The sequence below is a fragment of the Pseudanabaena sp. PCC 6802 genome (assembly GCF_000332175.1).
Classification (GTDB): Bacteria; Cyanobacteriota; Cyanobacteriia; order Pseudanabaenales; family Pseudanabaenaceae; genus PCC-6802.
Window position 1 is genome coordinate 1,468,383 of the sequence record NZ_KB235914.1, and the last position, 14,146, is coordinate 1,482,528.

Annotated in this window: 7 protein-coding genes and 1 pseudogene; all 8 read right to left on the reverse strand. The window is 53.4% G+C overall.

The features are described 5' to 3' along the window. Nucleotides 1-96: 96 nt before the first annotated feature. The gene (locus PSE6802_RS31040; protein WP_019500310.1) at nt 97-4,827 is read right to left on the reverse strand and encodes a beta strand repeat-containing protein; all 4,731 of its coding nucleotides are present in this window, start codon (nt 4,825-4,827) and stop codon (nt 97-99) included. A 91-nt stretch (nt 4,828-4,918) separates the two neighbouring features. Then, entirely contained in the window at nt 4,919-5,083 is a 165-nt protein-coding gene (locus PSE6802_RS34785) for a DUF4351 domain-containing protein (protein WP_019500311.1), read from the reverse strand. Nucleotides 5,084-5,087: 4 nt separating this feature from the next. Continuing rightward, nucleotides 5,088-5,876 (reverse strand): annotated as a pseudogene (locus tag PSE6802_RS35820) (Rpn family recombination-promoting nuclease/putative transposase). A 33-nt stretch (nt 5,877-5,909) separates the two neighbouring features. After that, nucleotides 5,910-11,357, reverse strand: coding sequence for a beta strand repeat-containing protein (locus PSE6802_RS0112035; protein WP_019500313.1), 5,448 nt, complete (start codon nt 11,355-11,357; stop codon nt 5,910-5,912). A gap of 192 nt (nt 11,358-11,549) precedes the next feature. Next, on the reverse strand, nt 11,550-12,251 hold the full coding sequence (locus tag PSE6802_RS28730) for a GNAT family N-acetyltransferase (protein ID WP_019500314.1): 702 nt from the start codon (nt 12,249-12,251) through the stop codon (nt 11,550-11,552). Continuing rightward, nucleotides 12,248-13,087, reverse strand: coding sequence for a sulfotransferase family protein (locus PSE6802_RS0112045; RefSeq protein ID WP_019500315.1), 840 nt, complete (start codon nt 13,085-13,087; stop codon nt 12,248-12,250). The genes PSE6802_RS28730 and PSE6802_RS0112045 overlap by 4 nt, the downstream gene beginning before the upstream one ends. A 130-nt stretch (nt 13,088-13,217) precedes the next feature. After that, nucleotides 13,218-13,346 (reverse strand): DUF2887 domain-containing protein, encoded by a 129-nt coding sequence (locus PSE6802_RS31960; RefSeq protein WP_083901696.1) that lies wholly within the window; start codon nt 13,344-13,346, stop codon nt 13,218-13,220. Between the two features lie 317 nt (nt 13,347-13,663). Next, the coding region (locus PSE6802_RS0112050) for a calcium-binding protein (protein ID WP_019500316.1) at nt 13,664-14,146 on the reverse strand (483 nt) is incomplete at its 5' end.

Genomic DNA, 14,146 nt, shown 5'->3' on the forward strand with positions numbered 1-14,146 from the left:
ACACCCCCTTCTCGTTTTCATCTGAAAACTGCTATAAATGCGCACAATGCGATCGCTTCGCATGACTTGACTCTAGCAACGCCATTTTTCTCCCCCCTAAACTGATACAAAAGAGGTAAGAGTTGGAACATTACCTTGCACCACGGCAACCAGATCCGAGCCGAGATAAAGCGCCGTACCGGAAGCGATCCCTGGCGGTCTGGCTCCGCCGATCGTCAATGGCTCGCTCGCACGGACTTGAATCAGATCGCCAGCACCAAAGTCAGTAATGAGGGCATAATCAGATATCCCATTCCCGAGGTAGTAAGTTCTGGTGCTATCGCCGAGGATGAAGCGATCGCTCCCACTATTTCCTGTTAATCTATCTATCTCACCAATTCCAAAGCCGCTCGCAGGATCGACCCCTGTCAGAGTGTCGTTGTCGCCTCCTCCCAATAGCGTATCGTTGCCCAATCCACCCGTGAGAAAGTCGTTCCCCAAACCGCCGTCGATGGAATCGTTGCCAGCCAGACCGGATAAGGTGTCCAGACCTGCTAAGCCGGAAATCGTATCGTTGCCCGCGCTGCCGTTGAGAGAATCGTTCCCTGCGGTGCCAACAATGATATCATCGTTAACGATCGCACCCATCGCCGTATCAGTTCCTATCAGCGCTCCATTCGTCGGGTTAGAGAGCGTAACCGTAAAGTTCTCATCTGGTTCGACTACCGTGTCGCCTGCGATGTTAATAGTGATGTCCTTACTGGTCTGGCTCGCGGTAAAGCTGAGCGTTCCTGAGGGCAACGTACCGCTAAAATCCGTTGCATTAGCAGGATTGCCTCCACTGCCCGTCACTACCCAGCTCACGTTGTTCGTTCCGGTCGTATCGCCCGTGCGCGTTACTGTAAATGTAAAGGCTTTATTGCCGCTATTCCCTTCGGTTTGATTCGCTAGTTTGGGGACGATCGCAAAGGTGGGAACAGTATCGTCGTTGAGAATTGTATCTGTGGCAGCCGCCACCCCAATTACCGCTCCTCCAGATGCATTAGTGAGGGTTACGGTAAAAGTCTCATCCGGCTCGTTCGCAATATCTCCCCGCACCTGCACGGTCAGAGTTTGGCTGGTTTGTCCTGCGAAGAAAGCGAGAGAGCCAGTGGGAAAGAATCCACCGAAGTCAGCGGCATCAGCAGGATGGGTACCGCTGCCGCTGACTGTATAATTCACGAGCGTAAAATCGTTGATATTGGAGTTGCGAGTAACATTAAGGGTGAAGTTCGTATAGCCACTGTTACCTTCCGGCTGGCTAACATTGACAGGAGTAATGGAGATGCCATCATCGTTCTGAATCGTTCCTAATGCACTGCCTGTGGTAATTGTGGCTCCAATCGATGGGTTGGAGAGAGTCACAGTAAAGTTCTCGTTGGGTTCCACTGCTGTATCGCCATTGACGGCAATGGTGATGGTCTTGGTCGTCTCATTGGCACCAAAGCTAACCGTGCCAGTAGGAAGAGTGCCACCTGCAAAGTCTATGCCATTGGCGGGATTGGCTCCACTGCCCGCTACTGTCCAATCTGCTGTAGTAGTCCCATTGAGATCGCCCGTGCGCGTCACGGTGAACGTAAAGGCTTTGGTGCCACTGCTGCCTTCTGCAGATGTAGCGCTGGCATCTGCCGCGATCGCCAGATTCGCATCGTCGTTCAGTATCGTACCCATCGCAGTAGATGTAGTGATGTTAGCTCCCGATGGATTGGACAGCGTCACAGTGAAGTTCTCATTTGCTTCCGCCACCGTGTCGCTGTTGACAGCAACGGTGATGGTTTTGGTATTTTCGTTGGCGGCAAAGTTTACCGTGCCGCTGGGAAGTGAGCCACCAAAGTCAGACCCATCGGCGGGATTCGCTCCCGTACCCGTCACGGCCCAATTGGCCGAAGAGGCACCCGTCGTATTGCCCGTACGAGAAACTGTAAATGTAAAAGCTTTAGTACCGCTATTTCCTTCTGTGGCTGTAGCGCTGGCATCCGCCGCGATCGCTAGAGCCGTGTCGTCGTTCAGAATCGTGCCCGTCGCAGTGGATGTCGCGATGTTAGCTCCAGTTGCATTGGAAAGCATCACGGTGAAGTTCTCATCTGGTTCCACCACCGTGTCGCCGCTGACAGCAACGGTGATGGTTTTGGTATTTTCGTTGGCGGCAAAGTTTACCGTACCGCTGGGAAGCGTACCGCCAAAGTCAGCCCCATCGGCGGGATTCGCTCCCGTACCCGTCACTGCCCAATTTGCCGATGAGGTGCCGGTCGTATCGCTCGTACGAGTCACCGTAAATGTAAAGGCTTTAGTACCGCTATTGCCCTCTGTAGCCGTAGCGCTGGCATCTGCGGCGATCGCCAGATCCGTGTCGTCGTTCAGTATCGTACCCGTCGCAGTAGATGTCGCGAGCGTAGCTCCCGACGCATTGGAAAGCGTCACGGTGAAGTTCTCATTGGGTTCCACCACCGCATCGCCGCTGACAGCAACAGTGATGGTTTTGCTGGTCTCGTTGGCGGCAAAGTTTACCGTACCGCTGGGAAGCGTACCGCCAAAGTCAGACCCATCGGCGGGATTCGCTCCCGTACCCGTCACCGCCCAATTGGCCGATGAGGCACCAGTCGTATCGCCCGTACGAGTCACCGTAAACGTAAAAGCCTTGGTGCCGCTGTTGCCTTCCGTGGCCGTGGCGCTGGCATTCGCCGCGATCGCTAAACTCGCATCGTCGTTCAGTATCGTGCCCGTCGCAGTAGACGTAGTGATGTTAGCTCCAACTGATGGATTGGATAGCGTCACGGTGAAGTTCTCATTGGGTTCCACAGTCGTGTCGCCGCTGACAGCAACGGTGATGGTTTTAGTTGTCTCATTCGCCGCGAAGTTGACTGTGCCGCTGGGAAGTGAGCCACCAAAGTCAACCCCATCGGCGGGATTCGCTCCCGTTCCTGTCACCGCCCAATCTGCCGATGAGGTGCCAGTTGTATCGCCCACACGCGTTACCGTAAACGTGAAGGCTTTGGTACCGCTGTTGCCTTCCGTTTGCGAGGCATTCGTTGCAGCGATCGCCAGATCCGTGTCGTCGTTCAGTATCGTACCCGTAGCTATCGATGTCGCGATGTTAGCTCCAGTTGCATTGGAAAGCGTCACGGTGAAGTTCTCATTGGCTTCCACCACCGTGTCGCCGCTGACAGCGACCGTTATCGTTTTGCTCGTCTCGTTAGCGGCAAAGTTTACCGTGCCCGATGCAAACGTACCATCAAGGTCAGTCGCATCGGCGGGATTTGCTCCCGTTCCCCCTACTGTCCAATTGGCAGAGGATGCACCGCTGATATTGCCCACACGCGTCACCGTAAACGTAAAGGCTTTAGTCCCACTGTTGCCTTCTGTTTGCGAGGCGTTCGTCGCAGCGATTGCCAGATCCGTGTCGTCGTTCAGAATTGTGCCCGTCGCTGTAGGTGTAATAATAGTAGCTCCAGATGTGTTGGAGAGCGTTACAGCGAAACCTTCATCTGGTTCCACTGTGGCATCGCCGCTGACAGCAACGGTGATGGTTTTGGTAGTTTCATTAGCAGCAAAACTGACAGTGCCTGATGGCAACGTACCTCCAAAGTCTGTAGCATTAGCGGGACTCGCTCCACTACCACGCACCGTCCAAGTTGCTGCAGAGGTACTGTTGAGAAAACTCGTACGAGTTACGGTAAATGTAAAAGCTTTAGTGCCGCTGTTGCCTTCCGTGGCTGTGGCACTGGCATTCGCTGCGATCGCTAAATCTGAAGTGGATGAATTTAGCAATATTGAGACGCTAGCGGAGGAAAAGCTCGTTATAGAAGTCGCAGCAAGGTCGAATTTGCCGTCACCGTTGAAGTCGCCAACGCTAACTGAAGTGGGACGTTCACCCATAGCAAAATTGGTAGCAGTTCCAAAACTGCCCGACCCGCTCCCTAGCAAGACGCTGACGTTGGCGGAGTCAAAGTTTGCCACAGCGAGGTCGAGTTTACCGTCACCATTGAAGTCGTTGAAGTCGCCAACGCTAACTGAAATGGGTCCACTCCCCACCGCAAAACTGGTGGCAGCTCCAAAACTGCCCGACCCATTCCCTAACAGGATATAGACTTTGTTATATTCAATGGCTGTTACAGCGAGGTCTAGTTTGCGATCGCCGTTGAAGTCCCCGATGCTGACGGATCTGGGACGGGTTCCTAAATAAAAATTGGTAGCAGCTCCAAAACTGCCCGACCCATTCCCTAACAGGACGCTTACATTGTAGGAGCCAAAGTTTGCTACAGCGAGGTCGAGTTTGCCGTCACCGTTGAAGTCGCCAACGCTAACTGAAGTGGGACGTTCACCCACAGCAAAATTGTTAGCAGTTCCAAAACTGCCCGACCCATTCCCTAACAGGACGCTTACATTGTCGACGCTAGGGTCGGAGCCCAAGTTTGCCACAACGAGGTCGGTTTTGCCGTCACCGTTGAAGTCGCCGACGCTGACTGAAAAGGGATAAGTCCCCACAGCAAAATTGTTAGCAGTTCCAAAACTGCCCGACCCATTCCCTAAGAGGATGCCGACGCTGGATCTGACCTTGTTCGCCACAGCGAGGTCGGTTTTGCCGTCACCGTTGAAGTCGCCCACGGCGACAGAATAAGCATCCCCCTCTGATGAAAAATTGTTGGTAGCACCAAAACTGCCCGACCCATCCCCTAACAGGATGCTGACACCTGTAGATATGTTCGCTACAGCGAGGTCAGGTTTGCGATCGCCGTTGAAGTCAGCGATGCTGACGGATTGGGGAAAATTCCCCACAGCAAAGGTTTGGGAGCTAAAGTTGAGGGTCATGGAGGTGCTCTTTACAAGTTAACACCACAATCCTATAACGAAGAATCGTGAAATTCTTGGAAAATTATTGGGGAGCGCGATCGCGGGATAGCTAATTGATAAGGGAATCTAAATAGCGATCGCATTCTTCCAGGTTCGCAAAATCCAACAGAGCGAGACCCAATTCTTCGAGTTGTTCGACTGCAAGATTGTTGATGCGTTCGACGGTGCGATCGCTCAACACGCCAAATCGCTTAGTTAGTAAACGTATCAGCAAAAGACTAGCTTCGTTCTGCCTGCCTTCTTCTCTGCCCTCTTCGTTTAGCTTCTTGATATACTCTGGTCTGTTTCAGGTCGTTCAACGCAAACATTGCTTCAATCTCCTGACGGCTTAATTTGGGGAACTTTAGTACCATCAAGCTCTCTAGCAATTCTACAACAACTTGCCGAAATGATGCATCCGCAATTTCTGCCCGCGTGCGTTTGATTAATTGCCCGACTAGAGGTTTGGTCTGGCTGGCTTTGCTAGTAATCAACTGAATCAGACCAATTGCAAGCGATCCTGACGGTAACTCGTCAAGATAGATCCGCAGAATGCGTCCGCTCGCGATCGCTTCTTGCTGATAAAGAGTCAAAGATTTAACATCAAATCTACGCTTGGCGAAAATCGCAACTGCTATCCAATCTTGCTGCGGCTTGTACTGCTTGAGATATAGCGGTTTTCATTTGAGAACGGGTTTTATTGACGGGGTGAAGGGGTTCCACCCCTTCTTGGGGGCAATGCCCCCAAACCCCCTGCTCTTTCCGATCTAAAAACCGCTATACATATGAATCTTCGCCAGCAGTTCCCAATAAAAATCGAGATTATGTTGGAACTGAACTTCGACAAAGTAAATCGGTTTGTCCAGCGCATTCGGCATGAAGATGCCATCAAAGCGAAAAGCTTTAGCTTTCACTTCAAGGGAGGTAAACTCGTAAGCATCTGCCTCTGTCAATGGGCGATCGATTAACTCGAATAACAAAGTATTGAAAGTCAGGAAGAGTTCGTAAAAGATAGTATCGCTTCGCATGACTTGACTCTAGCAACGCCATTTTTCTCCCCCCTAAACTGATACAAAAGAGGTAAGAGTTGGAACATTCCCTTGCACCACGGCAACCAGATCCGAGCCGAGATAAAGTGCCGTACCGGAAGCGATCCCTGGTGGTCTGGCTCCGCCAATCGTCAATGGCTCGCTCGCATGGACTTGAATCAGATCGCCAGCACCAAAGTCAGTAATGAGAGCATAATCAGATATCCCATTGCCAAGGTAGTAAGTTCTGGTGCTATCGCCGAGGATGAAGCGATCGCTCCCACTATTTCCTGTTAATCTATCTATCTCACCAATTCCAAAGCCGCTCGCAGGATCGACACCCGTCAGCGTGTCGTTGTCGCCTCCTCCCAATAGCGTATCGTTGCCCAATCCACCCGTGAGAAAGTCGTTCCCCAAACCGCCGTCGATGGAATCATTACCAGCCAGACCGGATAAGGTGTCCAGACCGCCCAAGCCGGAAATCGTGTCTTTACCCGCACTACCGGGGAGAGAGTCATTTCCTGCGGTGCCAACAATGATATCGTCGTTAACGATCGCACCCGTCGCCGTATCAGTTCCTATCAGCGCTCCATTCGTCGGGTTAGAGAGCGTAACCGTAAAGTTCTCATCTGGTTCGACTACCGTGTCGCCTGCGATGTTAATAGTGATGTCCTTACTGGTCTGGCTCGCGGTAAAGCTGAGCGTTCCTGAGGGCAACGTACCGCTAAAATCCGTTGCATTAGCAGGATTGCCTCCACTGCCCGTCACTACCCAGTTCACGTTGTTCGTTCCGGTCGTATCGCCCGTGCGCGTTACTGTAAATGTAAAGGCTTTATTGCCGCTATTCCCTTCGGTTTGATTCGCTAGTTTGGGGGCGATCGCAAAGGTGGGAACAGTATCGTCGTTGAGAATTGTATCTGTGGCAGCCGCCACCCCAATTACCGCTCCTCCAGATGCATTAGTGAGGGTTACGGTAAAAGTCTCATCCGGCTCGTTCGCAATATCTCCCCGCACCTGCACGGTCAGAGTTTGGCTGGTTTGTCCTGCGAAGAAAGCGAGAGAGCCAGTGGGAAAGAATCCACCGAAGTCAGCGGCATCAGCAGGATGGGTACCGCTGCCGCTGACTGTATAGTTCACGAGCGTAAAATCGTTGATATTGGAGTTGCGAGTAACATTAAGGGTGAAGTTCGTATAGCCACTGTTACCTTCCGGCTGGCTAACATTGACAGGAGTAATGGAGATGCCATCATCGTTCTCAATAGTTCCTAATGCACTGGCTGTCGGAATTGTCGCTCCAATCGATGGGTTGGAGAGAGTCACAGTAAAGTTCTCGTTGGGTTCCACTGCTGTATCGCCATTGACGGCAATGGTGATGGTCTTGGTCGTCTCATTGGCACCAAAGCTAACCGTGCCAGTAGGAAGAGTGCCACCTGCAAAGTCTATGCCATTGGCGGGATTGGCTCCACTGCCCGCTACTGTCCAATCTGCTGTAGTAGTCCCATTGAGATCGCCCGTGCGCGTCACGGTGAACGTAAAGGCTTTGGTACCGCTGTTGCCTTCCGTGGCTGTGGCACTGGCATTCGCCGCGATCGCCAGTCCAGCATCGTCATTGAGAATCGTACCCGCAGCAGTGGATGTCGCGATGTTAGCTCCAGTTGCATTGGAAAGCGTCACGCTGAAGTTCTCATCTGGTTCTACTGTGGTATCGCCGCTGACCGCGACCGTTATCGTTTTGCTGGTCTCGTTGGCAGCAAAGCTCACCGTGCCGCTGGAAAGCGTACCGCCAAAGTCAGTAGCATTAGCAGGATTGCCCCCGCTACCCGTCACCGCCCAATTTGCGGAAGCGGTTCCGGTCGTATTGCCCGTGCGCGTCACCGTAAACGTAAAAGCCTTGGTGCCGCTGTTTCCTTCTGTGGCCGTGGCGCTGGCATCTGCGGCGATCGCTAAACTCGCATCGTCGTTCAGTATCGTGCCCGTCGCAGTAGACGTAGTGATGTTAGCTCCAACTGATGGATTGGATAGCGTCACGGTGAAGTTCTCATTGGGTTCCACAGTCGTGTCTCCGCTGACAGCAACCGTGATGGTTTTGCTGGTCTCGTTGGCGGCAAAGTTTACCGTACCGCTGGGAAGCGTACCGCCAAAGTCAGCCCCATCGGCGGGATTCCCTCCCGTACCCGTCACTGCCCAATTTGCCGATGAGGTGCCGGTCGTATCGCCCGTACGAGTCACCGTAAATGTAAAAGCTTTGGTACCGCTATTGCCCTCTGTAGCCGTGGCGCTGGCATCTGCCGCGATCGCTAAACTCGCATCGTCGTTCAGTACCGTACCCGTCGCAGTGGCTGTAGAAATGGTAGCCCCAACTGATGGATTGGAAAGTGTCACGTTGAAGTTCTCATTGGGTTCCACCACCGTGTCGCCGTTGACGTTGACCGTTATCGTTTTGCTCGTCTCGTTGGCAGCAAAATTTACCGTGCCCGTGGGCAGCGTGCCCCCAGCAAAATCCGTAGCGTTGGCGGGATTGACTCCAGTTCCTGCTACTGTCCAATCTGCTGTAGTCGTTCCACTGGGATCTCCCGTGCGGGTCACTGTGAATGTAAAGGCTTTCGTGCCGCTATCACCTTCGGTGGCTGTAGCGCTGGCATCCGCCGCGATCGCTAAACTCGCATCGTCGTTCAGTATCGTGCCCGTCGCAGTAGACGTAGTGATGTTAGCTCCAACTGATGGATTGGATAGCGTCACGGTGAAGTTCTCATTGGGTTCCACAGTCGTGTCGCCGCTGACAGCAACGGTGATGGTTTTAGTTGTCTCATTCGCCGCGAAGTTGACTGTGCCGCTGGGAAGTGAGCCACCAAAGTCAGCCCCATCGGCGGGATTCCCTCCCGTACCCGTCACCGCCCAATCTGCCGATGAGGTGCCAGTTGTATCTCCCGTTCGAGTCACTGTAAACGTAAAGGCTTTGGTACTGCTATTGCCCTCTGTAGACGTGGCGCTGGCATCTGCCGCGATCGCCAGATTCGCGTCGTCGTTCAGAATCGTACCCGTAGCAGTAGGTGTAGCGATGCTAGCTCCTGATGCATTGGAAAGCGTCACGGTGAAGTTCTCATTGGGTTCCACAGTCGTGTCGCCGTTGACAGCAACGGTGATGGATTTGGTAGTCTCATTCGCCGCGAAGTTTACCGTGCCGCTGGGAAGCGTACCGCCAAAGTCAGATCCATCGGTGGGATTCGCACCGCTACCCGTCACCGTCCAATTGGCCGATGAGGTGCCAGTCGTAACGCCCGTACGAGAAACTGTGAATGTAAAGGCTTTAGTACCGCTATTGCCCTCTGTTTGCGAGGCGTTCGTCGCCGCGATCGCCAGCCCCGTGTCATCATTTTGAATCGTACCTGTAGCAGTGGATGTAGTGATGTTAGCTCCCGATGCATTGGAGAGCGTGACGGTGAAATTCTCATTCGGTTCTACAACCGTGTCGCCGCTGACAGCGACGGTGATGGTTTTGGTAGTTTCGTTGGCAGCGAAGCTCACCGTGCCACTGGGAAGCGTACCGCTAAAGTCAGCCGCATCGGCGGGATTGGCTCCCGAACCAGTTACTGCCCAAGCTGCGGAGGAAGTACCGCTGGTATTACCCGTGCGGGTCACGGTGAACGTGAAGGCTTTCGTGCCACTGTTGCCTTCGGTTTGCGTGGCATTGGTCGCCGCGATCGCCAGCCCCGTGTCATCGTTTTGAATCGTGCCTGTAGCAGTAGATGTAGCGATGCTAGCTCCCGATGGATTGGATAGCGTCACGGTGAAGTTCTCATTGGGTTCCACAGTCGTGTCGCCGTTGACAGCAACGGTGATGGTTTTGGTAGTCTCATTCGCCGCGAAGTTTACCGTGCCGCTGGGAAGCGTACCGCCAAAGTCTGCCGCATTGGCGGGATTCGCACCGCTACCCGTCACGGCCCAATTGGCCGAAGCGGTTTCGGTCGTACTGCCCGTCCGAGTCACCGTAAACGTAAAAGCTTTTGTACCGCTGTTGCCTTCCGTGGCCGTGGCGCTGGTATTCGCCGCGATCGTCAATGCCTTCTCGCTGAAGGTTTTGCCATATAGATCGTCGTTGTTGTAGTCGATGCCGACGCCGATCGCGCCCGTAGTGACTTTGCCGTCCGCATCGCCCGCATTGTTGCCTGAGAAGCTGACCTGAGCTAGGGAGATGGTCGGCAAGACCGTGGGCATGCCCTGGTTGTTGACATTGGTGTTGGTGGTGGACTTCATGGCAAAGATCGCGCCGCCGTAGCCTTTGCCGTTCTCATACCCAGTTCCGCCCGTGGTGCTGTTGCTGTTGAAGGCGACGGTATTGAGGGTGAGGCTGCCGCTACGGATGAAGATCGCCCCACCCATGCCCGCGCCACCCCCTGATACAGGTACCACCTCTTTACCACCACCGTCGTACGGCTCGCTGGGCGAAGCATTTCCACCGCCAAAGCCACCCTGACCACCAGCGCCCGTAAACCCCTGGAGGCGGAGCGCAACGCCAAATGCGTCAAGATCCGGGATGGGAGTTCCACCTTTGCCACCGCCAGCGCCGTAGCCACCGTTGCCACCGTTGCCGCCATTCCCTTTAACCGTAGCGGGGAAACCGTTATCCCTACCGACATCGCCCCCTTTGCCGCCGACACCACCGCCACCACCAAAGCCACCAGCACCCCCATTCCCCCCATTCCCGCCGGGAGTGGGGGCGTCATCGGGAAATGGTCGAGGGAAGACTACATCGCCTCCACTGCCCCCTTGACCGCCTTTGCCGCCGGCAGCACCAAACCCGCCATTACCGCCATTACCGCCCCGACCGCCGCCGCCCGTGGTGTAACCGATACCGCCTGCGCCCGCAAAATTACCGCCTCCCCCGTCCATACCAAAGCCGCCGTTGCCGCCGTTGCCGCTGTTGCCACCAGCCCTACCTCTGTCACCCTTGTAACCCGTCCCGCCAGGGCCACCAAACCCGCCATAGCCTCCGGGTCCACCATCAGTACCGTTGGGGGCAGTAATCGTCCCATCCGTCCCCCTAGCCCCATTATTGGCAGAGTTAGCAAGGTATCTCAACCCAATGCCATAAAAATCTGAACTTGCAGCCGAGCTGCCGCCAAGAGCCTGGTTATTGGCAAACGTGGCGTTGCTAATCTTGACATTGCCGCCATAGATAAACAGCGCCCCTCCCATGCCAGCACTTCTAGAACCCCCTTGGGCGCGACCATTGCTGAAATTCAGGTTGTTCAGATCGATCGTGCCGCTCTTAACGAAGAGGATGCGTCGTTCGTTGTTGCCGCTAATGGTGAAGTTGCCGCCATTTACCGTTAAACCCACATCTTCTGTAATGGTCGGCAGGTCAGCGGTGAGGGTAATGTTGCCGGTGATGTTAATCGTGTCTGCTTGACCATTGGTTTTAGAGGCGGTAATGGCATCGCGCAGTTCTTCAAAGGTGTCAACATTATTGAATGTAGCCATGGGTGTTCCCTCGATCGCTTGAGTTAGTAACTTGAGTTGGGACTAAATCAAAAACAACACTACTTGTAGCGTCTTTTTCGATTTAATCGATCTCAATCGATTTTAAAAACACTACCTGCGGCATTAGTCCAAACTTAAATAATAAATTAAACCAGAACAAAGACAAAGAACCTGCTGTAACTGTAAATGACCTTAAGGAGGTGATGAACCCAGTAAAATCGTTCCAGACTGGGTGAAGCGCTGGGCTGGGAGATTGGGAGCCATAGACTCTGGAGATTGGCCGATCTCTCGCCCTAGTAGACGCTGGGTCAGCGGAATCAAGCGGGAATTGGCCCGAAACTCATGCACCATCAAGCCATAGTCGTGCAAATCCACAAAACTTTGGCCGAACGGATCGAAAAAATGCTCTCTACGAATGCCTTCTAGCCGAAACCCCAGGCTGGTTAACCCACTCTGAGCATTGGTGTTGTACGGATAAGTGACGGCATAGAGCTTGTGGAGCTGATAGCGGTTGAAGGCCAGATCGAGCATCAGCAAACTGGCTTCCAGTCCGTGCCCTACCGATCGATGTTTAGTATCAAATAGCCCGATCGAATATTCGGCCCGACGGTGCAAAGCGCTGTATTCCGACAAGCTACAAATACCGATCGGTCCCCACTGGCGATGTACGATCGCCAGCTCTAAGTAGTGCTCCTGTCCGGGAGGAATGTGCTGCCGCTGCACCAGGTGGCGCTGCACCTCGCTGGCATTGGCAGGCTGATAGTTCAGGTTATAGAGTCGCATGAAATCCGGCTGGCTGAAGGCTTTGTCAAACAGCATCTGGGCATCGTTGGGCATCGTGCGCCGTAGAGAGAGCGATCGACCTTGGCACAGCACCTGAGCGCTAGCAGTCATGACTCATTGCTCTCCAACAGACCGGGATAAAAGATCTGGTAAAACCAGGAGAACTGCCGCTGCAACTCGGCTTGAATGCGGGTTGGGATCAAGTGCTGTTGGGGCTCGCGTAGGGCGGAATAGGTCTGGTGGGGATATTTGAAGCGGTAATAGCTATCGCTCTCATGGGGACGCACCGTCAAGTTTTGAAAGTCCCACGCGATCGAGGGCAGCCCCAGCCACTGCAGGAAAGTCTGCATCACCCGCTGCGGTTCGCCGAGCAGATCTTCAAAAATGATGTAGAACAGATGCTGCTGGAGCTGACTGTCGATGTCCTGCAGGGATTCTATGGATCGCAGCGGTGCCCCCACAACGCCGCTGCTGCCGAACAGGCTTTCGGCTCGCCCATAGCGAGAAAGGTTGGCTAAACGATCGGGAAAATCGAGCAGTAAGGTCTTCTGGTGTTGCGCTTCGATCGAGCCGTAGATCTGCCCTAATTCCCGGATGCAGACTACCATTTTGAAGTCCGGATCGAGGTAGTTGACCAGTTCTAGATGCTGTAACCAGCCGCGATTCTTATCGACGACCCAGCCCCGATCGTTTTCGGCAAACCAACCGTTGATGAAGCCTCGAAAGGCATTGCACAATTGCTGGTAGGTACGATCGAAGTCCGGGTCCATTTGGGCTAGCAAAAAGTCATTATCGCTGAGAGAATAGCGCAGTCCGGTCAAGGTTTGACACAGCGGTGAACTGTAACCGGGACAATAGATGTCAGGATGATGAGCCAGCAATTGGCACAGCAAGGTAGAACCTGAGCGTGGCAATCCAGTGATATAGATAATCTGGTTATCTAGCATTGAGCATTGAGCCTCCGGAACAAATCGGGATAGAAAGTTCTAGCTTACTTGAATCAATACCACGATCCAGATCTGCATTTGGCACTTGTCTCTTGCAAATGATAGTTCACCTCTCAAAGTTTCTCAGAACCTAAATTACAGAGATGCAACTTAGTTGAAACATTGCCTCAATCTCCTGACGACTTAACTTGGAAAACTTCGACGCTAAAACAGTCTCTAGCAATTCTATGCTAGATTGCCGAACTGCTGCATCGGCAATCTAGCCTGGATTATTCACCAACTCGTACAACCCTGACAGCAGAAGTATAGCGGTTTTTAATTGAGAACAGGTTTTATTGACGGGGTGAAGGGGTTCCACCCCTTCTTGGGGGCAACGCCCCCAAACCCCCTTCTCGTTTTCATCTGAAAACCGCTATACTCCAAAAAACAGACTGTATTTTGGACAGATCGTCAAATTGGTTTCCCAGTAAGGCTTTTGAGGATTTTTGCGGATCGTCACGAATAATGCAGGTTAGATCGCTTCATCTCTCCAATAGAAAAAACAGCGATCGCCCCTTATTTCGCATCAGCCTGGGCTTAAACCGCAACGAAAGAGAGTGCTGTGGGAACGTTGCCCTGCACCACGGCAACCAGATCCGAGCCGAGATAAAGCGCCGTACCGGAAGCGATCCCTGGCGGTCTGGCTCCGCCAATCGTCAATGGTTCGCTCGCACGGACTTGAATCAGATCGCCAGCACCAAAGTCAGTAATGAGGACATAATCAGATATCCCATTCCCGAGATAGTAAGTTCTGGTGCTATCGCCGAGAATGAAGCGATCGCTCCCACTATTTCCGGTTAATCTATCTATCTCACCAATTCCAAAGCCGCTCGCAGGATCGACCCCTGTCAGAGTGTCGTTGTCGCCTCCTCCCAATAGCGTATCGTTGCCCAATCCGCCCGTAAGAAAGTCGTTACCCAAACCGCCGTCGATGGAATCATTGCCAGCCAGACCGGATAAGGTGTCCAGACCGCCCAAGCCGGAAATCGTGTCGTTGCCTGCACTGCCTGTCAGAGAATC

Coding starts and splice junctions, on each gene's coding strand:
- PSE6802_RS0112035 (WP_019500313.1), bottom strand. CDS start 11,357: ATGGCTACATTCAATAATGTTGACACCTTTGAAGAACTGCGCGATGCC.
- PSE6802_RS0112045 (WP_019500315.1), bottom strand. CDS start 13,087: ATGCTAGATAACCAGATTATCTATATCACTGGATTGCCACGCTCAGGT.
- PSE6802_RS28730 (WP_019500314.1), bottom strand. CDS start 12,251: ATGACTGCTAGCGCTCAGGTGCTGTGCCAAGGTCGATCGCTCTCTCTA.
- PSE6802_RS31040 (WP_019500310.1), bottom strand. CDS start 4,827: ATGACCCTCAACTTTAGCTCCCAAACCTTTGCTGTGGGGAATTTTCCC.